22 protein-coding genes and 1 pseudogene are annotated in these 19,789 nt (G+C 67.3%); 9 read left to right on the top strand and 14 right to left on the bottom strand.

What is annotated here, in order from left to right:
• Positions 1–23: 23 nt before the first annotated feature.
• Positions 24–857: a hypothetical protein gene (locus ACFVIV_RS03270; protein ID WP_379193150.1), complete on the top strand. Its 834-nt coding sequence runs from the start codon at positions 24–26 to the stop codon at positions 855–857.
• The gene (locus tag ACFVIV_RS03265) at positions 857–1,309 is read left to right on the top strand and encodes a hypothetical protein (RefSeq protein ID WP_379193149.1); all 453 of its coding nucleotides are present in this window, start codon (positions 857–859) and stop codon (positions 1,307–1,309) included. Before ACFVIV_RS03270 ends, ACFVIV_RS03265 begins: the two co-directional genes overlap by 1 nt.
• A 301-nt stretch (positions 1,310–1,610) precedes the next feature.
• Here ACFVIV_RS03265 and ACFVIV_RS03260 read toward each other — a convergent pair whose 3' ends face one another.
• Positions 1,611–2,768, bottom strand: a complete 1,158-nt coding sequence (locus ACFVIV_RS03260; RefSeq protein WP_379193148.1) for a helix-turn-helix domain-containing protein — start codon at positions 2,766–2,768, stop codon at positions 1,611–1,613.
• A 123-nt stretch (positions 2,769–2,891) separates the two neighbouring features.
• Here ACFVIV_RS03260 and ACFVIV_RS03255 point away from each other — a divergent pair, with 123 nt between their 5' ends.
• Positions 2,892–3,194, top strand: a complete 303-nt coding sequence (locus ACFVIV_RS03255; protein ID WP_379193147.1) for a hypothetical protein — start codon at positions 2,892–2,894, stop codon at positions 3,192–3,194.
• Positions 3,195–3,419: 225 nt separating this feature from the next.
• Here the strand turns inward: ACFVIV_RS03255 and ACFVIV_RS03250 are convergent, their stop codons facing one another.
• The 3 genes and pseudogenes from ACFVIV_RS03250 to ACFVIV_RS03240 form a co-directional block, all read right to left on the bottom strand.
• Positions 3,420–3,626, bottom strand: a complete 207-nt coding sequence (locus ACFVIV_RS03250; RefSeq protein ID WP_379193146.1) for a hypothetical protein — start codon at positions 3,624–3,626, stop codon at positions 3,420–3,422.
• 242 nt (positions 3,627–3,868) lie between these two features.
• Positions 3,869–4,063: pseudogene (locus ACFVIV_RS03245) on the bottom strand (phosphoribosyltransferase); the annotation flags it as partial.
• A 196-nt stretch (positions 4,064–4,259) separates the two neighbouring features.
• A complete protein-coding gene (locus tag ACFVIV_RS03240) occupies positions 4,260–4,970 on the bottom strand; it encodes a metal-dependent hydrolase (protein ID WP_379193145.1) in 711 nt (236 codons plus the stop codon).
• Between the two features lie 203 nt (positions 4,971–5,173).
• Between ACFVIV_RS03240 and ACFVIV_RS03235 the strand changes: the two genes are divergently transcribed.
• Positions 5,174–5,920: a hypothetical protein gene (locus tag ACFVIV_RS03235; protein ID WP_379193144.1), complete on the top strand. Its 747-nt coding sequence runs from the start codon at positions 5,174–5,176 to the stop codon at positions 5,918–5,920.
• 3 nt (positions 5,921–5,923) lie between these two features.
• Here the strand turns inward: ACFVIV_RS03235 and ACFVIV_RS03230 are convergent, their stop codons facing one another.
• Positions 5,924–6,538, bottom strand: a complete 615-nt coding sequence (locus tag ACFVIV_RS03230) for a TetR/AcrR family transcriptional regulator (RefSeq protein ID WP_379193143.1) — start codon at positions 6,536–6,538, stop codon at positions 5,924–5,926.
• A gap of 55 nt (positions 6,539–6,593) precedes the next feature.
• Between ACFVIV_RS03230 and ACFVIV_RS03225 the strand changes: the two genes are divergently transcribed.
• Positions 6,594–7,001, top strand: a complete 408-nt coding sequence (locus ACFVIV_RS03225; protein ID WP_379193142.1) for a RidA family protein — start codon at positions 6,594–6,596, stop codon at positions 6,999–7,001.
• A gap of 81 nt (positions 7,002–7,082) precedes the next feature.
• Positions 7,083–7,634, top strand: coding sequence for a hypothetical protein (locus tag ACFVIV_RS03220; RefSeq protein ID WP_379193141.1), 552 nt, complete (start codon positions 7,083–7,085; stop codon positions 7,632–7,634).
• Between the two features lie 394 nt (positions 7,635–8,028).
• On the opposite strand, the gene ACFVIV_RS03215 is transcribed toward ACFVIV_RS03220, so the two are convergent.
• The 5 genes from ACFVIV_RS03215 to ACFVIV_RS03195 form a co-directional block, all read right to left on the bottom strand.
• Positions 8,029–8,292, bottom strand: coding sequence for a GlsB/YeaQ/YmgE family stress response membrane protein (locus tag ACFVIV_RS03215; RefSeq protein WP_379193140.1), 264 nt, complete (start codon positions 8,290–8,292; stop codon positions 8,029–8,031).
• 259 nt (positions 8,293–8,551) lie between these two features.
• Entirely contained in the window at positions 8,552–9,775 is a 1,224-nt protein-coding gene (locus ACFVIV_RS03210) for an FAD-dependent oxidoreductase (RefSeq protein ID WP_379193139.1), read from the bottom strand.
• 81 nt (positions 9,776–9,856) lie between these two features.
• A complete protein-coding gene (locus ACFVIV_RS03205) occupies positions 9,857–11,002 on the bottom strand; it encodes a serine hydrolase domain-containing protein (protein WP_379193138.1) in 1,146 nt (381 codons plus the stop codon).
• A 153-nt stretch (positions 11,003–11,155) separates the two neighbouring features.
• The gene (locus ACFVIV_RS03200; protein WP_379193137.1) at positions 11,156–12,556 is read right to left on the bottom strand and encodes an MFS transporter; all 1,401 of its coding nucleotides are present in this window, start codon (positions 12,554–12,556) and stop codon (positions 11,156–11,158) included.
• A gap of 13 nt (positions 12,557–12,569) precedes the next feature.
• Positions 12,570–12,932 (bottom strand): hypothetical protein, encoded by a 363-nt coding sequence (locus tag ACFVIV_RS03195; protein WP_379193136.1) that lies wholly within the window; start codon positions 12,930–12,932, stop codon positions 12,570–12,572.
• Positions 12,933–12,985: 53 nt separating this feature from the next.
• Between ACFVIV_RS03195 and ACFVIV_RS03190 the strand changes: the two genes are divergently transcribed.
• On the top strand, positions 12,986–13,474 hold the full coding sequence (locus tag ACFVIV_RS03190) for a winged helix-turn-helix transcriptional regulator (protein ID WP_379193135.1): 489 nt from the start codon (positions 12,986–12,988) through the stop codon (positions 13,472–13,474).
• A 286-nt stretch (positions 13,475–13,760) separates the two neighbouring features.
• On the opposite strand, the gene ACFVIV_RS03185 is transcribed toward ACFVIV_RS03190, so the two are convergent.
• Both ACFVIV_RS03185 and ACFVIV_RS03180 read right to left on the bottom strand, forming a co-directional pair.
• Entirely contained in the window at positions 13,761–14,885 is a 1,125-nt protein-coding gene (locus ACFVIV_RS03185) for a winged helix DNA-binding domain-containing protein (RefSeq protein ID WP_379193134.1), read from the bottom strand.
• 118 nt (positions 14,886–15,003) lie between these two features.
• On the bottom strand, positions 15,004–16,170 hold the full coding sequence (locus ACFVIV_RS03180) for a thiolase family protein (RefSeq protein ID WP_379193133.1): 1,167 nt from the start codon (positions 16,168–16,170) through the stop codon (positions 15,004–15,006).
• 140 nt (positions 16,171–16,310) lie between these two features.
• On the opposite strand from ACFVIV_RS03180, the gene ACFVIV_RS03175 reads away from it, so the two are divergent.
• Both ACFVIV_RS03175 and ACFVIV_RS03170 read left to right on the top strand, forming a co-directional pair.
• Complete coding sequence (locus ACFVIV_RS03175; RefSeq protein WP_379193132.1) at positions 16,311–17,033, top strand: YoaK family protein; 723 nt, start codon at positions 16,311–16,313, stop codon at positions 17,031–17,033.
• A 73-nt stretch (positions 17,034–17,106) separates the two neighbouring features.
• Positions 17,107–17,709 (top strand): HdeD family acid-resistance protein, encoded by a 603-nt coding sequence (locus ACFVIV_RS03170; RefSeq protein WP_379193131.1) that lies wholly within the window; start codon positions 17,107–17,109, stop codon positions 17,707–17,709.
• Positions 17,710–17,789: 80 nt separating this feature from the next.
• Here ACFVIV_RS03170 and ACFVIV_RS03165 read toward each other — a convergent pair whose 3' ends face one another.
• Both ACFVIV_RS03165 and ACFVIV_RS03160 read right to left on the bottom strand, forming a co-directional pair.
• Positions 17,790–18,668, bottom strand: coding sequence for a phosphoribulokinase (locus ACFVIV_RS03165; RefSeq protein WP_379193130.1), 879 nt, complete (start codon positions 18,666–18,668; stop codon positions 17,790–17,792).
• 43 nt (positions 18,669–18,711) lie between these two features.
• A complete protein-coding gene (locus ACFVIV_RS03160; RefSeq protein ID WP_379193129.1) occupies positions 18,712–19,788 on the bottom strand; it encodes a class 1 fructose-bisphosphatase in 1,077 nt (358 codons plus the stop codon).
• Position 19,789 lies beyond the last annotated feature (1 nt).

Here is a 19,789-nt window from a genome sequence, read left to right as displayed (position 1 = left end):
TTCGCATATTAGGAGAAGAAGAAATGACCACCGACAAGACGCGTCTACTCGCTCAAGTCGCGCTCATCCCACCGAACAGCGGCCAATACACCGCAGTGCAGGCCCGGCCTACTGTTGACCTTGCCGAGATGCTGACCGCGATCATCGAAACCGATGCGCTAATCCCACTCGGCGACACCGTGATTGGGAAACTGGCTGACCTTGAGGTCACTGTTACGAAGATGCGGAAGCTCGAAGCGCAGTACGAGCGGAAGACGCTCACCCCGGAAGATGTGACGGGCGCTCAGTCCAAGGCGAAGGTGGACGACTGGGTTAGGCGCGAGGTTGCGTGCGATGCCGTCGCCAAGCTCGCCAAGGAAGCCGTTCACGGTGCCGTGCTGGCGCTGCGGTCCGCCGCCGAAGATGCACAGCCGGGTTGGCTCGCCGCGCTTGATCAGCACTATCGGGAGCGGTGGGATGAGCTGTACCTACGGGAAGACAGCATCAATGAACCGATGGCGGTGGTCCTTCAGCGTGACCGAGACCGGAAGCAGATTGATCGACTCCATGAAATGCTGCGGCACTTCGCCGGACTCACGGTATGGGCTGCCAGTGTTGCCGAGATGCTGACCGACCGCTACGAGTTCACCGAAGACCAGTGGGCGGCCCTGTCCGATCGGACCGGCGGCGGGATGCGGTTGCGGTCCCGGACAGACAGCTATGAGCAGATCATTGCCGATATCGGCGCTTCACCCCGCTTGTTCTCTGGTGGCCGTAGTGATCGGTGGACTCTGATTGCCGGGCTGGATGCTGCCGTGTCTGCGGCGGAGAAGCTTGCCGCTCAGCCCCGGAACTACTCCCGACAGGTGGTGTTCTGATGGAGGAGCAGGTGGCAGACGTTCAGTTGGAGCAGGAAGCGCCGGAGACCGTGGCCCCGATGGGCGAGCACCCCGAGGGGGATGAACAGCCGGAGGGCGAGTCACCTGATGAGGTTGCCGACCTACGTGCACAGCTTGAAGCGCTCACCGCTGAACGTGATGCAATCGCCGCTGAGCGTGACAAGGTGAAGGCTGACCAGATCACCATGTGGCGTGAGCGAGTCTCGACGGCCAGCGGTGTGCCGATGGACATGTTGACTGGCGAGACTGAAGCCGAGATGAACGCTGAGGCGAAGAAGCTGACTACGTGGGCGCTGGGCTGGGCGGCGGACATGCCGAGAACTCCTCTGCCGAATCCCACTCAGGGCATGACGACGATGAACGACGCCCCCGGTAGCTGGTCTCCAAACAAGCTCATCCGTAACGGCGAGACGACTAAAGACGGCTGGTGAAAAGTTGTGTCCGCCGGATGTGGGGCAACTGTGGGCGTAATGCCTATGGTTGCCCCACTTTTCGCGTATCTGGGGGCGGACATGACTTTCTCGACCCCGACACCCACCCATGTTGCCCCCTGGCCTCTCGTCGCCGGAGCGCTCTGGGGCATTGCCTCCAAACGCGCGTGAGACTGGGGGGAGGGGGCACCTTGGGTCCCATTTTCATACCCCCCGCCCCCCATTGAGAGCGTGTGCGGCCCCAATGCCTGAGGGGAGTCCGCCGGAGGTCTCGAAGGGTTCCCTCCCCAGGGGGCACCTTCTAGACGGTGGTCCCCAACCAAGCCGCGAACCCCGCCAGCGTCTCAGTCCGCCTCTTCTCCGCTACCGCGATGCCGTGCAATGTCTCGCGTACCGATGGGTGCAGCCTGGTTTGCTGGGGTGCAGCGGCACGGGCCTTGTTCAGAGATACCAGGGCCTTTTCCGGCTTCCCGGACATCAGCCACGCTCGGGCATTGTCCTGCCAATGATGCGCAACTCTTGTTGGTGCTGCATCGACTCCATGCACGAGTTTCGCGCCTTCGATTGCTGCTTTGTTTGGATCTCCGGATTCCAGTTCGATTGCGTGAGCGTGGATTTCGACGTTCAAGGGGCCGAATGCCGTCATGTAGATGTCTGTCTCGCCTGTGTGTGTGGCGAGTTCGCGAGCTGCTTGGATATGAGCAGAAGCGTTGGGATAGTTCAGCTTTCGCGCTTCATTGATGGCCCCGGCAAGGTGGGAGTACCCGGCTATGACCATGCCTGCCCTGGTGTCGTCTGCCCCCTCGATGGCTGAGCCGATGAGTTGGCCTGCTACTTCGGACTCTCCGTAGTGGGTGAGCACTCGTGCTCGTGCGAGGGCGGAGAATGCGCCGTAGTTGGGGTCTGCGGCGTGGGGTGCGTACTGGTCGGCCAAGTCCAGGGCGGGGAGCGCCAACATAAGGTGACCGGTACGCCGGGCGGACCATTCTGCGAGCACGTAGGCGGATGTGAGAAGCGTGTAGGCGTGCGCCTGCTGGTCGCCGGACAGTTCCCGTACCGCTCCGTGTATCCGCCGGATGAGCTCTGGAAGTACTTCGATGGTTTGCCGGGTGCGGTCATTCCGGTAGAGCTGCTGAGCCGCCTCTAGATCGGCTTCTATCGCTTCGAGGGGACCTGGGTCTACCGCTCGAGCGTATCGGCCTTCTGTGAGCAGTACAGACAGAGAATTGACGGCATCGGAGAGTGGTTTGCCGTCGTCGTAGGGTGCGCCGGTCAGCTGCTCCGGTGGGATGCGGAGAGCTTTCGCAACTGCGGAGATGAGTCCGGCCGATGCTGGTTCCCTGCCTTGCTCCACTGCCTTGATCATGGACAGCGAGTAGCTAGCTCGGGTGGCTAGCGCCCTCTGTCCGAGTCCGGCTATCTTCCGTTCTGCTGCGATTCGCTGCCCAACGTTCGCCATGAGTTCGAGCGTAGACGTGTTCGCGTGACCTTGTATCCCGTTGTGGCGCTAGCTGCTGTCCCTTTCCTGTCCCTTGGCACTGTTGCCAGCGGCGAACCTTCTTTCATGGCGAGAGGGGCAGTCATGAGGGTGAAGCCAACAGCTTTGGCGTACTTGGATCTTGAGGTTTCCGGGCGGGCGCTGGAATGGGATGTTGCACAGTGCCGGAGGCTGGCGCGACGGCTCGGGTATTCGATGATCTGGGTTCCTGAGTTCACGGTGCTTGGCCTGGTAGACCTTGTTCGCGGGACGGACGTGGATGCTGTGCTTGTGCCGTCTCCAGAGCATGTGAGTCCGGCGCTGGTGGCGCTGCTGGCTGACACGGTGGATGTGGAGTCGGTGTTGCCGCGCCGTTCGATCGTTCAGCAGGCGGTGAGGTTCGCATGAGGCGGACGGGGGTTGCCGCTGATTATGCAGTGCTGGGTGTGCTGTCTGCTGGTGGCGTTCTAACGGTTGCTCAGCTTGCTCGCGAGGCATCCGTTACGTCGTGGTCCGCTCGCGCGGCTGTGGCTCGTCTGGAGGCATCGGGCTTGATCGTGGACCCCAAGAGGCGGGGATGCTGGCAGATCACGGCAAGGGGGCGGGGTGAGTGGGCTGTGAAGGGGAAGCGGTTCACGCTTTAGGCGGAAGCTTCTCGTTGATCGATTCGAGGGTAAGGCTGATCTTCTCCAGGAGGCTGAGGAGGACGCCGGATTGATCGTGGAAGCTGAACGGTTCGCACCCGTCGTCGGTCTCGAATGACTTCCGGATCACTGCTAGGTGCTCTTCTGATCGGTCAATGTGGGGTGTGAGATCGCCGCCATATGAGAATGCGGTCATGGTTGGGCCTCCTCCGTGGATGGATGGGTGAGCCCTAGTTAGATCGTTTGCGGGTCGCCGAGCGTTAGGCGCTGACCTGCTGGAATGAGGTTTCTATGCTCTGGAGCCGTAGCACGTTTCAAAGCACGAATTCAGGCCGATTGGGGCCGATTCAGGCCGATCCTGCGCTATCTCCAAGTGAACCGATACCTGTTGTCCCGCAACGATAAACACCCCCTGACCGGCGGCTAGACCAGACAGGGGGTGTCAAACTCCACATTCATGACGTGCAGGTTCTTCACGTCGAGCGCGTAACCGAGCGCCCCGGCGACGAACAGCCCGCCGCGCGCGATGGACAGGATGAGGTCGGGTTCGAACCCGTCGTCGGCGATCTGCTGCGCCAGTTCCCGGCTCGCGTCGCCGAACAGCTCCCAGCTGAGTTCTTCCCGATCGCTCATTTCTCTCCGTTCCTACCCGGTTTCGGTGACCAAGGGATCATACGTAAGGGGCGCGGGGGCCCAGCCCCCGTGATTGCGTTCCAAGAGGGTTGGAGGGCCTAGCCCCCGTGATCGCGTTCTAAGAGGGTTCGGGGGCCTAGCCCCGCAATCCCTATCTAAGGGGGTTCGGGGGCTTGGCCCCCGCCCTCTCCTTCACTCACGGTTGGTGAGTGATCGTGTACCAGAGCAGCGCAACGGTCCCGAGCGCGAACAGCGGCACCAGGATGAGGGTCTCCATCTTGTTTCCGGTGCGATCGATGATGGGGATCTGGGTTTTGATGTCCAGCGGCCACAGCAGTCGGCAGCCGCGCACGGTGAGGCAGTCGCCGAGGAGGTGGGCGAGTGCGCCCAACCCCACGGAGAAGGGCAGCCAGGCGGGTTTGTCGCTGATCCAGTGGTCGATGGCGAAGGTCCCGCAGGTGGCGAGAATAACGACGGTGCCCCAGGATTTGATGCCCTCGCCCCGGGGCGCGAGCCCGAGCGCCTTGACGGCCAGGGCGAGCAGGAAGAATACGAGGGCGAGGGTGAAGGGTCGTCCGATCCAGTGTTCGCCGGCCCAGGTTCCGTAGGCGGCGGCGCCGACGAACAGCAGTGAGTGGGTGCCGTGGCGGTGCCCGCCGGAGATCCAGGAGATGAACCGGCACGCGTAGTGCGAAATCGGTCCCAGCACATGCGAAATGGTGCCGTTGGGGTGGTCGGCATCGGGCAGCAGCGCCGCACCCGCGGTGAGGAAGGTCCCCATGACCAGATCGACCGGGCGGATCGATCCGGGTTGCATTGCGGGATAGGTCAATACGGTGAGCGGTAGCGCAGCGGCCGCCGCTGACCAGGCGAGCGCGCCGCTGGTCGCATGTGAATGTCCTAGCACCGCAGGAAGGTTAGCCGATCTAACAGGGCTTCCGTCCAAGACCGGGTGTGAGCTGCGAAACGCGAACCGAAAATAGCTGCGGCCACTGCGGTTTCGCGATCGGGGGACTGTGAGATACCGGAAAGCGCGGGCCGTGGACGCCGCCGCAACAGCGGTGAAATAGTCTCGGAGAGAACACGCTTTCCGCTCAGAGAGGAACGGACATGTCGGTAGCGTCCGCGGTGAAGGATCAGATCCAGCAGGTCGGCGGGGGATACATGTTCTCCCGGGAGGCGAAGTCCTTCGCCGCCACCACCGGAGTTCCGGGATTCATGGGCGGATACACCCGCGGGCGCGGGGGAGTGCTGGGCGATGTCGACGCCGACGTGGTGACCGCGGCCTTCGGATTCTTCCCCGCGCAGTCGGTGCGCGCCGCCTGGGAAGCCACCGCCGCCGTGCCCGCCGCCAAGGGCGCGGAGGGCTATCTGCAGGCCTGCCAGGACTTCGGGCGCCGCAAGCTGGCCGAGTTCGAGCAGGCCGAGCGCCTGGCCGAACTCCTTGCCGCCGTAGCCGATGCCGCCGACCCGGCCGGAGCGCCGCTGTTCGCCGGCTGGCGGGCCATGCCGCGCGCCCAGGATGCTCCGGCGCGGGTGCTGCAGCTGATCCAGGTGCTGCGGGAACTGCGCGGCGGCCTGCACCTGATGGCCGTGCGCTCCTCGGGTCTGACTCCGCTGCAGGCGGTCCTGATCGCGGGCTCGCCCGTCACCAGCGGTGCGGAGCAGGCGCGCCGCTATGGCTGGGCGGAGCCGTTCGAGGAGATCACCGCCGAGCTGAAGGGCCGGTGGATGCAGGCCGAGACCATTACCGACGATCTCATCGCCCCCGCGTTCGCGGTCCTCGACGACGCGGCCGCGCAGGAACTCACCACCTTGCTGTCGGCCTGCCACACCATGGTTTTCGCGCCCCGCTGACTCCTACCCGAGCGCGGCCTGCCAGCCCGCGAGCACCGAGGCATGGCAGCGCCGCCGCTCGTCACCCGCCGACACATACAGCGCGGTGAGCATCGGCACCGCCTGCGTGAGGATCTCGCGCGGCAGCGGCCCCGTGGCCACCAGGGCCGTGAGCCCGTGTCCGATGATCCAACTCTGCGTGGCCAACTCCACCGCATCGACCTGCGGCCCGAACCGCTTGTCCGCCTTGGCCCGCTCGATGGTGGCGACCAGCGCGTGCAGGGTGTCGTCCGCGGCCGCGGCATCCTCGAGCTCGGCGGTCGCATCGAACATCACCCGATACAGGTCCGGCTCGGCCAGCGCATTGACCGTGTAGGCCGCCCCCAGCGCCGCCAGGTCCCGCACCGCGTCCCCGGTCTGCTCGACGGTGCCCAGCGCGGCCGCCAAGCGCGTGAATCCTTCCTGCCGCACGGCTCGCCACAGCCCGTCGATTCCACCGAAGTGGGTGTAGACCGCCATGGTCGACACCCCGGTCCCGGCCACCAGCGTGCGCAAGGTGACCGGCTGTCGCGCGGCGAGCAGATGCGCTGCGCGATCGATCAGCCGCGCCCGTACCGCCGGATCCTTCGTCCTGGCCATGGCCAAACTATACATAACACTGTTATGGTTCAGTCCAGTCGAAAGGAGCCCACCGATGGCCGTCACCCTGCTCAACCCCACCGGACTGCCGAAACCCGAGGTCTACCGCCAGCTTTCGATCGCCACCGGCTCGCGCCTGGTCTTCCTGGCCGGGCAGGTGGCCCGCGACGCCGAGGGCAACAAGGTAGGGGAGGGCGACTTCGCCGCCCAGGTCGAACAGGCCTACCTGAATATCGCCACCGCCCTCGCCGAGATCGGCGGCACCTTCGACGACGTCGCCAAACTGACCATCTACGTCGTGGATTGGTCGGAAGAGAAAATGCCCCTGCTGGGTGAGGGCGTCGCCCGCGCCGCGGCGAAACTGGGCATCGATCCGGTCAAGCCGATCACGCTGCTGGGCGTGGCCGCGCTCGGCGAACCCGATCTGCTCGTCGAAGTCGAGGCGACCGCCGTCCTGGACTGAATTGCGCGGGCGATGGGGGAGAAGCCCCTCGCCCGTGCACTAGCATCCAGGCGAGAACAGTCGGCGAAGGGCGGTAAACCCATGGCAGCGAACGTGATCCAGCGCATCACCCGCCTGCGCGAGCTCATCGACCACCCGCGCACCGGTGCGGCCGAACGCGCGGCCGCCCAGCGCATGCTCGATCGAATCCTGAGCAGGTCCTCGTCCACCGCGCGGAGCACCCGCACGGGGGACCGCAGCTACGGCCCACGCTACGACCGCGTCGGCCGCCATGCGAGCCTCGAAGACATCGCCGAATCGATCCGCCAGGACATCGCCTTCGCCCGCGTCTTCCCGATGCCCGCACAGGCGGGGGAGTTGACCGAACCCAACGCCGTGCGTGACGCACCCGCCGAGATCACCTATACCGTCGAAACCCCGTACGACGGCACGATTCTCATCACCATGGGCAACGTGCCCACCGCATGGGGCCGCAGCAACGATCAGGGCCGGGAGTCGGTCAGCCCAGCGGTGCAGGCTCTCGCCGAGGAGCTGGCCGATCTGATGAACAGCTACAACCACGACGGCGATCAGATCGGCAAACGCTTCTTCGGCAAGGTACGCGTAGGAGAGACCACGCTGGTCTGGGGGTAGGCCCGTACATCCCGAGGGGACCGGTCCGGGCCCACCCCATCCGCATTACTTAACATAGTGTCAATTATCGGTAGTCTTACGGCGTGCACTGGGGCGGGCAATTATCGTGTGCCGCATGGGTTTCCATGGTCCGGCGGATTCGTGGGCGGTTCGCTGTGCCGGCTGCCGGGTGCTGCTCACTCGGTGTGCGGGCCCGAGTTTGAGGTGAAAACTGCTGCCGGAATTTTTCTTTCGCCAGGGCGCGGACGGGTCGGAAATTTTCCGGATTTCGGTGTTCGGGTCGGTTGGGGCTGATTCGAGGTTCGGGTGCTACTCCCCTGCGGCCGCCGCTCCCCGGGTTGATTCGTCACAGTGACGTATTGAGGGGTTGTCCCGGGGAGGCGGCGGGACGGGTTCAGTTGCGGGAGGTCACCTTTCCGACGATGAACAGCAGCAGGACTGCGCCGCCGAGGCAAGTGAGGAAGCTGAAGATGAGGCCGCCGCCGCGGACGTCCACGCCCAGGAGTTTGAGCAGGAATCCGCCCAGCAGGCCGCCGATGACGCCGACGACGATATTGAGGATGATGCCTTGCCGGGCGTCGGTGCCCATGAGTTTGCTGCCGAGCCAGCCGGCGAGGCCGCCGATGATGATCCAGCCGAAGAACCCGAGTGCGAGCATGCTGTCTCCTGCCTGTTGCGGTACCGGTTCTCTCAGAGCTTCATCGTTGCGTGCCGGTCGGCGGAAATCGGACTACGACACGCCCGGGTCGGACATGCACTCCTGAGGGGCGGGGCGAGGGTGAGGACAGTCGGGTTCGGTCGGCCCCTCCCCTGGCTCGACCTCCGACTGCTACCCCAAAACGTCACAGTGACAAAAGAATCGGCGGTTCCGGCGCAGGCGTGTTCCCGAGCGTGCCTGCACCGGCACTGTTCGGCGGCTAGGCGCGGGCGAAGGCGGGGGCGGGTTCGGGGCGCAGGCCGACGCCGCCGATGTAGGCGGTCAATGCGGAGAGTGCGGGAATGCGGTTGATGAGGCGCAGGGGTGCGGGGACCGTGGTGAGGGTGCCGTTGAGGGAGCGGCGCAGGATGTCGTGGTCGCCGCGCTGGGATTGCTGGGTCAAAATCGTCGGAAGTCGGCGGCGGCGTTGGACTTTGGCGAGGTCGGCGGTGGTGAGGGTGCCGGTGAGCAGGGGTGCGGCGAGCAGGCGGGCGGCGGCGACGGCGTCCTGGATGGCGAGGTTGACCCCGACCCCGCCGACGGGCGACATGGTGTGGGCGGCATCGCCGAGGCAGAGCAGGCCGTCGGTGTACCAGCGCGGGAGTCGGCCCACGGTGACGTCGAGGAGTTTGACGTCGTCCCAGGTGCGGACGGCGTCGAGGGTGTCGGCGGGCCAGTCGAACAGGGTGGCCAGATCGTTGCGCAGCCAGTCGATTCCGCGGGCGCGCAGGCGTTCGTCCGATCCCTTGGGGATGAGGTAGGAGGTTTGGTAGTAGTCGCCGCGGTCGAGGGTGACCGCGGCGCGGCCGGCGTCGAAGCGGGCGAAGACCTGGCTCTCGCGGCGGGGGGCGTCGGCGGTGGGGATGCGCAGCCACCAGACGTCCATGGGCATGTCCTCGAGGTCTTGGCGCAGACCGGCGGCGGCCGCGGTGGCGGAGCCGCGTCCGTCGCAGGCCAGGACGAGGTCGGTGGCGAGGGTTTCGAGCCGGCCGTCGCGGTTGCGGAATTCGACGCCGGTGACGCGGCCGGATTCGGTGCGCAGGCCGGTGAATTCGGCGGACATGCGCAGGGTGAAGGTGGGTTGTTCGAGGGCGGCGGTGGCCAGTAGGTCCAGGAAGTCCCATTGCGGGACCATGGCGATGTAGCGGTGGCGGCCGGGGATGCGGCGGAAGTCGGCGACGGTGATGGTGCGGTCGGCGATGTGCATGCGCATGTGCTCGAGTTTGCGGTGCGGGAGGCGGGCGAAGCGTTCGCCGAGGCCGAGCTGGTCGAGCAGGCGCAGGGTGGCGGGATGGACGGTGTCGCCGCGGAAGTCGCGCAGGAAGTCGGCGTGCTTCTCCAGGACGGTGACCCGGATGCCGGCGCGGGCCAGCAGCAGGCCCGCCATCATGCCGGCGGGGCCGCCGCCGACCACGCAGCAGTGGGTGGATGAGGGGAATTGCATTGCGCTGTCTCCGTTTCCGTCAACCAAGCTCTTACTACGAAACGTAGTAGGTTGGTTGTTGAACGGCAAGACCTTCCCCGGTTACGGGCACAGCGCGTGGTCGAGCAGTTCCACCATGTCCAGCTCGCCCTCGGGCATTTCGGTCATGGCGATGGTGGCGGCCCGCCCGTCGCGGGTCGCCCCGGACAGGGTGAGATAGCCGTAGATTCCGCCGGAGTGCCCGTAATACTGTGCCCCGCAGGACAGTTCGGTGGTCGCCAAGCCCATGCCGTAGCGCAGCGGGCTGTCGGGGACCACGGGTGACTCCCCCGCCATCATCTCGCTCAGCTGCGCCTCGGACACGATCTGCCCGGCCACCAGTGCGAGGTAGAAGCGGTTGAGGTCGTTGCCGGTGGAGACGAGCGCGCCGGCCGCCCACGGGGTGGAGGGTTCGGAGCGGGTGACATCGACGCGCACGCCGTCGATGGTGGCGTAGCCGTGCGGGTGCGGGCCGCGGAGATCGAGTTCGCCGGTGGCGGGCAGGTAGGTGCCGGTGAGCTGGTGCGGTGTCAGGATGCGGCCGGTGAGCTCGTCGGCATACGGTCTGCCGGTGACCTTTTCGACGAGCATGCCGGCGACGGTGTAGTTGGTGTTGGTGTACTTGTACTGCTGTCCCGGCGGGAACTGAGCGGGCCGGCGCAGTGCCAGGGCCACCATCTCGCCGGGGGTGAAGGTGCGGCCCTCGACTCCGGCGCGGTACTCGTCGACCTCGGGCAGATCGCTGAATTCGGGCAACCCGCTGCGATGCTGCAGCAGCTGGCGCACGGTGATGGCGCGTCCGTCGATGCCCTCGCCGGTGAGCAGCCCCGGCAGGTAGGTGTCGACGGAATCGTCGAGGCGGACCCGGTTCTCGGCGACCAGTTGCAGGACGATGGCGGCGGTGAAGGATTTGGAGATGCTGCCCACGCGCACCTCCTGCGGCGGCGACAGCGGAATCGGCGCGCCCGTCGCGCGATCGGCGACACCGGAGGTGAGGGTGACGGTCTGCCCGTTGTCGGTGAGGGTCGCGATCACTCCCGCGACACCGGACCGGGTCAGGTCGTCGATATCGTTGCGCACCCGGTCGACGGTGCTCGCGGGCACGGTGCCCGGGCTGGTGGTGAGCGCCGTCGGCGGGCTGGTCGTCGTGGCCGAACATCCCGCCACCGCAAGGAGAGCCAGCACGGACACCACCGGTAGAGTTCGCATCCCTCGACGGTAGGGCTACCATCCGCGCGGGACATCCGGACAACCCCTGAGTCGCTCCCTGAGAATGCCGGGGTCCCGAAACCCGCCCGCAGGCGGATGCGCGAGGGCCCGTCCTCGCCTGACGGGACGACGGGCCACCGGACCTTCGGGGGGTTACGCGGCGGGGGCCGGGCGCGGCAGGCGTGCCGCCAGTCCGACCACACCGGCCAGCACCGCCGCGCCCGCGATCACGGACCAGCCGCGTTGAAACGCTTGCAGGGTCGCCTCGGGGCCGGCGGGCGCACCCAGGACCGCCACCACTACCGCGACGCCGATGGCCAATCCGAGCTGACGGGCCATGGCCAGCACCGCCGACCCGGTCGCGAACCGCTGCGGCGGCAGGCCCGCCGTCCCGGCCGCGAAACCGGTGGGCATGGTGAGTCCGACGCCGAGCCCGGTGACCAGCATGCCGCCGAGCAGCCCGCCCACATAGTCGGGGGTGAGCGTGACCGCCGTTGCCCACCACAGGATTCCGGCCGCGAACACCACCCCGCCCGCGGCCAGCACCGGCCCGGCCCCGAGCCTGGCGATGAGCCGTCCCGCGGCCACCGCCACGATCGGCACCACCAGCGGGCCGGGCGCGATCGCCAGCCCGGTCTGCAACGCCGACCACCCCCACACGGTCTGCGTCCACAGCACCGCCGAGAGCAGCATGCCCGCGAAGGCGATATTGAACAGCAGCGCATTGCCGAGCATGAGCGCAAAATTGGGCAGCCGCAGCAGCGCCGGATCGACCACCGGGCTGGGATGGCTGCGCGAGGACACCGCGAAGGCCGCGCCCAGCACCACCGCCGCCGCGACTGCGCCGATCACCCCGGCCGAACCCCAGCCCCAGTCCTCGCCTTTGACCAGGGCCAGGATGAACGCCGCCACGGACCCGATGAGGGTGAGCGCACCGACCAGGTCGGGCAGCCGCCCGCCGTCGCCGGCCGGGTTCGGCAGCATCCGCAGCCCGACCACCAGCGCCACCACGCCGATCGGCACGTTCACCAGAAACACCCAGCGCCACTGCAGTTCGACCAGCAAGCCGCCGAGCACGGGCCCCAGCGCGGCGCCGAGCCCGCCGAAGGCCACCCACAGCCGCACCGCCATGGCGCGCCGCTGCGGTGGGGTCGCCGCCAGCACCAGGGCGAGCGAGGCCGGGGTCAGCATGGCCGCGCCCACCGCCTGCAGCACCCGGAACCCCGCCAGCGCACCGGTATTCCACGCCAGCGCGCACAGCGCCGACCCGAGCACGAACACGCCGAGCCCGATCAGGAAGGTGGTGCGATTCCCGCTGCGATCACCGAGGCGGCCCGCCGGCACCAGCAGCGCGGCGAACACGATCGCGTAGGCGTTGAGCACCCACGACAGGCCCGAGATCTGCGCTCCGCGGAAGTCGGCGGCGATCTGCGGGAGCGCGACGTTCACGATGAACAGATCCAGGCTCGACAGCAGCACACCCACCGCGACGATGCCCAGTACGGCGCGCGGGGAGATCGTGCGCGGATTCTTCTCTACGACAACGCTGTTCACTTTTTCTCCTGATTCAGCCGAGGACCCGGCGGGTCTGGCGGTCCTGGGTGAGCAGTCGCCCGTCGCGGTCGCGCAGGTCGACGTCGTCGACCGACCAGCCGCCCGCGGTCAACACGTTCGATGCGGTCACCAGCACCGGTTGCGGCGGGGCGAGCGCGAGCTCGGTGTGCAGGTACAGCGACATGGCCACGGTCGGCAGCGGCAGCGGCGCATCCAGCGTCGGGGGCAGCGCGTCGACCAGCAGCCCGGCGACGACCCCGCCGTGCGGTCCGTTCCACCCCCGCCGGCTCGCGTCGACCGTCGTTTCCCCTGTCCGTGGCCCGACCGCGTCGAGCGCGAACAGCGTCCGCACCGACCGCCCAGTGAGTTGCATCATGCAACGGACGATAGGCCAGTGAGTCTTTTCAAGCAACCGACTATGCTCGGGGCATGCGCCGCACCAGCTTCGAGGACATGAACTGCTCCATCGCCCAATGCCTGGAAGTCGTCGGCGACTGGTGGACCCTGCTGATCGTGCGCGACGCCCTGTTCGGCATCACCCGCTTCGACGACTTCCGTTCCCGCCTGGGCATCGCCCGCAACGTCCTCACCCAGCGACTGGATCACCTGGTCGCCCAAGGCATCCTGGACAAGGCCCCCTACCAGGACAACCCGCTGCGCTACGACTACACCCTCACCCGCAAGGGCCGATCCCTGTGGCTGGTCCTCACCGCCATGCGCCAATGGGGCGACACCTGGGCCGCCCCCGACGGCCCGCCCGTCGAAGCCGTCCACGACACCTGCGGCCACACCATGACCGTGCAACCGGTCTGCTCCGCCTGCGGCGACCACCTCGCCGGCCGCGACATCCACCCCGTCCTCGGCCCCGGCGCCCGCACCCCCGACCTGCTCCCCCACCCGCCCGCGCCCCCGGCCTAGCCGCCCGAGCGGGTGGCGCCGCGCCCCGCCGATAATCGGTCCACCGGCGCGCCGGGATCCTCTGAGCGCGTGGAGCTGCGCATCGCCCCATCCTCCGGCGGCGCAGCGCGGGGCCGCGGCGCGAATTCGTGAGCGCTCAACCGAAACCGTCGCCCGCGCGGACTATCTCACGACCATCGACGCCGGCGGCCCGGTCCCCTGCCTCGCGCACACCAACAGGGGCAGCTGCCGGCTCGCTAGTGGTTTCGCCTCAGGCCGGTCGAACGGCGACGGTGACGTGCGGACCTCAGTCGGCGCGCACGCTGAGTCCGGGGCGGCCGAGGGCGCGGGCCACGTGGGCGGCTTCGGTTTCCAGTTCGGCCAGGGGCACTGGGGCGTTGTCGAACATGGTGACCACGAGGTCGTCGGCGTCGGTGTCCCAGGTGCCGGCGATGCGGCCGTCGATCAGCACCAGCGGTGAAATCCAGCCGGCGGTGCGACTGACCTTGGCGCGGTGCGCTTTTGGTAGCAGCGCCTCGTCGTTGGTGCCGGGGCCGAGCACGTACTGGTCGAAGGAACCCAGCAGATGCACCGAGGACGCGGGTTCGGTTCCGGCGAGTGCTTCGAGGTTCTCGGTGAGGAGGTATCCGGTGCGGCCTTCGACCTCGACTTCGGTGATGCGGTCGCCGAGGTCGGCGAACCAGCGGCGCAGTGTCGCCTTGCGGAGGCTGCCGCGGCTGAGCCAGGCATCGAAGGATTCGGGGGTGGCCGGGCCGTAGGCGGCCAGATAGGCGGTGATGACCTCGGGGGCGGCCGCCTCCGGGTCCGGAATGCCGGGCCAGCCGGGAATCAGCCGCGCCGGACTGGCGAAGGTGATGGCGCTGCCCTGCACCGGCCCGTGGCACAACGCCCCTTGCCAGGCCAGAGGTTTGAGGACCGCACCCCAGCCGGAACGCAGCTGTTCCTCCAGGGGATGGAATCGCTTCTGCGCGACGATCGCCGACACCAGTTCCTCGCGGGTGAGCACGGCGTCGTCGAGGATATCGGCGAGGGCGCTCACCAGCGCGTCGATGTCTTCCGGGGTCGCGCCGAAGGCCTTTGTCCAGGACGGCTTCTCCCAGGTGCGCGCCGATGCCATGAGGGAGAGCACTGCGGCGGCGAGTTCCGGGGGCAGCGCGTGCAGGGTGCCGCGCATGGCCCAGGTCTTCACCAGTTTCTTCTCGGCGAGCGCCTGCACCACCGCGCCCGGGCCGCCTGTGCTGCGCCGCAGCGCCACCGCGGTTTCCGCGGCCGAGGTCACCTGCGCCTGCACACCGCAGATGCGGCCTGCGATCGCCACGGGTGTCGCGCCGGAGCGCGGTGCGACGAACTGTTGTCGCATCCGCCAGGTGAATACCTGATCCCAGGTGAGCCGCACCGTTGTCTCCCGCATCGTGTCGTGATCATCGCATGGTCGGGATCACCCTACGAGGTGATCCCGACACTCGGGATGCGCACCGGTCCAGCGTGATCGGGCCCTCACCGAACAGCTACTGCCGCACCCTGTTTCGTCACAGGCGTTCGATGATGGTGGCGTTGGCCAGGCCGCCGGCCTCGCACATGGTCATCAGGCCGTAGCGACCGCCGGTCTGTTCCAGATGGTTGAGCAGGGTCGACAGGATGCGGGTGCCCGACGCGCCGAGGGGATGGCCCAGGGCGATGGCGCCGCCGCGGGGGTTGAGTTTCGCCGGATCCGCGCCCAGTTCGCGCGCCCACACCAGCGGGACGGGGGCGAAGGCCTCGTTCACCTCGTAGGCGTCGATGTCGTCGATGGTCAGACCCACCCGGGACAGCGCCTTGCGGGTGGCGGGGATGACGGCGGTGAGCATGAGCAGCGGGTCGTCGCCGGTGACGGCGAAGGAGTGGAAGCGGGCGCGCGGGCGCAGGCCGAGCTGGGTGGCTTTTTCCTCGCTCATGATCAGGGTGGCCGAGGCGCCGTCGGTGAGCGGGGAGGAATTGCCGGGCGTGATGGACCACTCGATCTCGGGGAAGCGGGCTTTGAACTCGGCGTCGGTGAACGCCGGCCGCAACCCGGCCAAGCCCGCCACAGTGGTTGTGGGGCGGATGGTTTCGTCGGCGCTCAGCGTGCCCGCGGGGACGAGTTCGTTGTCGAAACCGCCCGCGGCGGCGGTGGCGGCCGCCAATTGGTGTGAGCGCGCGGAGAATTCGTCGAGGGCGGTGCGGTCGAACTTCCAGCGCGCGGCGATCACCTCGGCCGAGATGCCCTGCTGGACAAGACCATCGGGGTAGCGGTGGGCGATCGGCCCGCGGTTGGCGTCGCGGCCCTGGGCATTGGAGAACATCGGCACCCGTGACATCGATTCCACGCCGCAGGCGATGGCGATGTCGTAGGCGCCGGCGAGTACGCCCTGGGCGGCGAAGTGGGCGGCCTGCTGGCTCGACCCGCACTGGCGGTCGACGGTGGTGGCGGGCACCGAGTCGGGGAAGCCGGCGGCCAGCACGGCGGTGCGGGAGATATTGAACGCCTGCTCGCCGCTCTGGGTGACGCAACCGCCGATCACATCGTCGACCATGCCCGGATCGATGCCGGTGCGCTCGATCAGGGTGGACAGCACTCCCGACAGCAGGGTCGCCGGGTGCACTTCCGACAGTCCACCACCGGCTTTACCCTTCCCGGACGGTGTGCGGACAGCGTCGACGATGACGGCGGAGGTCATGGCTTCTCCTTGCTCGTGCCTACCGGAGGCGATGAGAATTCCGGTTAACATCAGCACTGTACCGCACTGATGCAGACCCGGTGCGCGGGCGGAGTTTCCACACACTGAATGTTTGCCCATCGATTGCTAGCCTGGGGTGCATGACCACGACCGGCACCGAGGACGCCGAGCCCTTCTGGGATCTGGAGATGCGGCTGTCGGCGGCGCTGTCGCTGCTGGCCGGCTTCGTCGGCGCCGCCGCCTACGCCCATTCCGCCGGATACTTCGTCACCTTCATGACCGGCAATACCGAACGCGCCACCGTCGGCGCCTTCCTCGGCGACTACACCCTCGCCCGCAGCGCCGCACTGCTGATCCTGTGCTTCGTGGCCGGGGTGATCATCGCCTCGGTGTGCCGGCGGCACCTGTGGACCAACCATCCCCACGGCGCGACCGTGCTCACCACCCTCGCGCTGATCGGCGCGGTGATCGTGGATTTCATCCAGGAGCGCCAGGGCGTCGGCATCGGTTTGGGCCCGATCCTGCTGGTGGCCTTCGGCATGGGCGCGCTCAACACCTCCTTCGTCCGCAACGGCGAGGTCTCGATCCCGGTCTCCTATGTGACCGGCACCCTGGTCAAGCTCGCCCAGGGCATCGAACGGCACATGGCCGGGGGCAGCTGGCGCGACTGGATCGGCTACGGCGTGCAATACGGGTCGTTCACCCTGGGCGCGGTCATCGGCGGCCTGGTCTCGCTGGTGGTGGACGGCCCGTTCATGCTCGATGCCGCCGTCGTCGGCTCGGCCCTGGTCGCCGCCTACACCTGGCGCGCCGACATTCGCTGGGTGCGCCGCCGGCAACGCCGCGAGGCCGACGCCGGTTGAGCACCGTCACAGCTTGACACCACACCGTGCAAATTCAGAGCAATCAGCACTATCTGGGCATATTCTCACGCTCATGACAACCAGCAAAGAGGAAGTTACCGAAGGGCCGCTGCATGCTCTGGCCCGCGGCGCATGGCAGTCGATCCTGCTCACCGGCATCCTCTCGGTGGTGCTGGGCATCCTCATCCTGGCCTGGCCCGGGAAGACCATTCTGGTGGCGGGCGTGCTGTTCGGCGTCTATCTCATCGTCTCCGGTGTCTTCCAGCTCATCGCCGCGTTCGGGGTGCACATCAGCGCGGGCATGCGCATCCTGTCCTTCGTCAGCGGCATCCTGTCGCTGATCCTGGGCTTCCTGTGCTTCCACGACTGGCGCGATCGCGGCGAGGCCACCGCGGTGCTGCTGCTGGCCATCTGGATCGGCGTCGGCTGGATCTTCCGCGGCGTCGCCGCGCTGATCACCGGCGTCTCCGCCGACGGCATGCCCGGGCGCGGCTGGATGATCTTCTTCGGCATCGTGCTCATCATCGGCGGTGGCTGGCTGATCGCGGTGCCGTTCTCCTCCATCGTCGCCCTCACCCTGGTCGCGGGCTGGTGGCTGATCTTCCTCGGCATCATGGAGATCATCAGCGCCTTCCAGGTCAAGTCCAGCACCAAGGCCGTGCCGCACGAACTCTGAACCCCGTACTCCCGCACCACGATCCGGCGGCCGCCCACCAGGGTGGTCGCCGGATTCGTTGTCAGCGCAGGCGTTCGGGGTCAGCGCAGGCGTTTGGGCCGCTTGTCCATCAACCGCAGGATCAGCGGGGTGAAGATCAGCTGCATGGCCAGGTCCATCTTCCCGCCCGGCACCACGATGCTGTTGGGCCGCGACATGAACGAATCGTGCAGCATCGACAGCAGATACGGGAAATCGATCACCTTCGGATCGGCGAAACGGATCACCACGAACGACTCGTCCGCGGTCGGGATCGTGCGCGCGGTGAACGGATTGGAGGTGTCGACGGTGGGCACCCGCTGGAAATTGACGTAGGTGCGGGAGAACTGCGGGCAGATGTGCTTGACGTAATCGGGCATGCGCCGCAGGATCGTGTCGATGATCGCCTCGCTGGAATATCCGCGTTCGGTCTTGTCGCGGTGCACCTTCTGAATCCACTCCAGGTTCACGATCGGCACCACCCCCACCAGCAGATCCGCATAGCGGGCCACATCGATGCCCTCGGTGACCGCGGCCCCGTGCAGGCCCTCGTAGAACAGCAGATCGCTGCCCGGCGCCAGCTCCTCCCACGGGGTGAACGTGCCCGGCGGCTGCCCATAGGGTTTGGCCTCGGTCTCGTCGTGCAGATACCGGCGCACCAGCCCCACCCCGCTGTCCCCGTAATCACGGAACAGCGCCTCGAGCTCGGCCAGCAGATTCGCCTCCGGCCCGAAATGGGAGAAATGCAGATTGCGGGTCTGCTCGGCCTCGGCCATCGCCAGCTGCATCTGGTTGCGGTCGTAGCGATGGAACGAATCACCCTCCACGATCACCGCATTGATCCCCTCCCGGCGGAATATCTCCTGGAAGGTCCGGGTGACGCTGGTCGTCCCCGCACCGGACGACCCGGTGATCGCGACCACGGGATTCTTGACCGACATGGCACCTCCTCGATTGCCGGACAACACACGGTCGCTGTTGCGCTCAGCGTCGCGCCGACCGGAACAGCGATCGTGAACCGAACAGCGAGGCATCGAAACTCGGGCCCTCGTCGGGTTCGGCGTGATAGCGCACGATGCGCTCGACCTCGGTGCGGGAGCCGAAGATGAACGGCACCTTCTGATGCAGCTCCTGCGGGCACTCCTGCAGCACCCGCGCATGCCCCGTCGTGGCGGCCCCGCCGGCCTGCTCGACGATGAAGGCGATCGGGTTGGCGCCGTAGAGCAGCGACACCCGGCCCGGACGATCCGGGGAGCGGGTGTCGCGCGGATACAGGTACATGCCGCCGCGGGTGAGGATGTGGAAGGTGTCGGCCACCAGCGAGGCGACCCAGCGCATATTGAAATCGCGCCCGCGCGGGCCGTCCACCCCTTCCAGGCATTCGTGCACATACCGGCGCACGGGCCGTTCCCAGAAGCGTTCGTTGGCGGCATTGATGGCGAATCCGGAGGTGTTCTCCGGAATCCGCATGCGCGGATGGGTGAGCACGAACGCCCCCACCTCCCGATCCAGGGTGAACCCGTCCACGCCGTCGCCCACGGTGATGACGAGCATGGTCGCGGGCCCGTAGAGGGTGAAGCCCGCGCACACCTGCCTGGTGCCCGGCTGCAGGAAATCCTCGGCCGCGCTCTCGCGCCCGTCCTCGGGGGCGCGCAGCACACTGAAGATCGTGCCCACCGGCAGGTTCACGTCGATATTGCTCGACCCGTCGAGGGGATCGAACGCGAGGAGGTACTTGCCGCGCCGGTATTCGGTGGGCACCGCGTGGAATCCGCTCATCTGCTCCGACACCAGCGCCGACAGCAGCCCGGTCCATTGGCTTTCGGCGACCATGATGTCGTGGGCGATGGCATCCATCTTGCGGTGCACGGTGACCGGCAGATTGTCCGCCTCCGCCGCGCCGAGCGAGCCCACGATGGCGCCGCGCGTCACCTGATTGGCGATGATCTTGGTGGCGGTGGCCAGCACATTGAGCAGCGCCGAGAATTCGCCGGAGGAGCCGGGATGGCGATGCTCGGACTCGATGGTGTAGCGGGTGAGGGTCTTCAATCCTTCGGGCATC

Source organism: Nocardia sp. NPDC127526 (assembly GCF_042672265.1).
GTDB lineage: Bacteria > Actinomycetota > Actinomycetes > Mycobacteriales > Mycobacteriaceae > Nocardia.
Note: the sequence above shows the minus strand (reverse complement) of the source record. Positions and strands in the feature narration are given on the sequence as shown.

Bases quoted from the DNA above. Each gene is read 5' to 3' on its own strand.
- ACFVIV_RS03270 (WP_379193150.1), top strand. From the start codon at position 24: ATGACCACCGACAAGACGCGTCTACTCGCTCAAGTCGCGCTCATCCCA.
- ACFVIV_RS03265 (WP_379193149.1), top strand. From the start codon at position 857: ATGGAGGAGCAGGTGGCAGACGTTCAGTTGGAGCAGGAAGCGCCGGAG.
- ACFVIV_RS03260 (WP_379193148.1), bottom strand. From the start codon at position 2,768: ATGGCGAACGTTGGGCAGCGAATCGCAGCAGAACGGAAGATAGCCGGA.
- ACFVIV_RS03255 (WP_379193147.1), top strand. From the start codon at position 2,892: ATGAGGGTGAAGCCAACAGCTTTGGCGTACTTGGATCTTGAGGTTTCC.
- ACFVIV_RS03250 (WP_379193146.1), bottom strand. From the start codon at position 3,626: ATGACCGCATTCTCATATGGCGGCGATCTCACACCCCACATTGACCGA.
- ACFVIV_RS03235 (WP_379193144.1), top strand. From the start codon at position 5,174: ATGTCGGTAGCGTCCGCGGTGAAGGATCAGATCCAGCAGGTCGGCGGG.
- ACFVIV_RS03230 (WP_379193143.1), bottom strand. From the start codon at position 6,538: ATGGCCAGGACGAAGGATCCGGCGGTACGGGCGCGGCTGATCGATCGC.
- ACFVIV_RS03225 (WP_379193142.1), top strand. From the start codon at position 6,594: ATGGCCGTCACCCTGCTCAACCCCACCGGACTGCCGAAACCCGAGGTC.
- ACFVIV_RS03220 (WP_379193141.1), top strand. From the start codon at position 7,083: ATGGCAGCGAACGTGATCCAGCGCATCACCCGCCTGCGCGAGCTCATC.
- ACFVIV_RS03215 (WP_379193140.1), bottom strand. From the start codon at position 8,292: ATGCTCGCACTCGGGTTCTTCGGCTGGATCATCATCGGCGGCCTCGCC.
- ACFVIV_RS03210 (WP_379193139.1), bottom strand. From the start codon at position 9,775: ATGCAATTCCCCTCATCCACCCACTGCTGCGTGGTCGGCGGCGGCCCC.
- ACFVIV_RS03205 (WP_379193138.1), bottom strand. From the start codon at position 11,002: ATGCGAACTCTACCGGTGGTGTCCGTGCTGGCTCTCCTTGCGGTGGCG.
- ACFVIV_RS03195 (WP_379193136.1), bottom strand. From the start codon at position 12,932: ATGATGCAACTCACTGGGCGGTCGGTGCGGACGCTGTTCGCGCTCGAC.
- ACFVIV_RS03190 (WP_379193135.1), top strand. From the start codon at position 12,986: ATGCGCCGCACCAGCTTCGAGGACATGAACTGCTCCATCGCCCAATGC.
- ACFVIV_RS03185 (WP_379193134.1), bottom strand. From the start codon at position 14,885: ATGCGGGAGACAACGGTGCGGCTCACCTGGGATCAGGTATTCACCTGG.
- ACFVIV_RS03180 (WP_379193133.1), bottom strand. From the start codon at position 16,170: ATGACCTCCGCCGTCATCGTCGACGCTGTCCGCACACCGTCCGGGAAG.
- ACFVIV_RS03175 (WP_379193132.1), top strand. From the start codon at position 16,311: ATGACCACGACCGGCACCGAGGACGCCGAGCCCTTCTGGGATCTGGAG.
- ACFVIV_RS03170 (WP_379193131.1), top strand. From the start codon at position 17,107: ATGACAACCAGCAAAGAGGAAGTTACCGAAGGGCCGCTGCATGCTCTG.
- ACFVIV_RS03165 (WP_379193130.1), bottom strand. From the start codon at position 18,668: ATGTCGGTCAAGAATCCCGTGGTCGCGATCACCGGGTCGTCCGGTGCG.
- ACFVIV_RS03160 (WP_379193129.1), bottom strand. From the start codon at position 19,788: ATGCCCGAAGGATTGAAGACCCTCACCCGCTACACCATCGAGTCCGAG.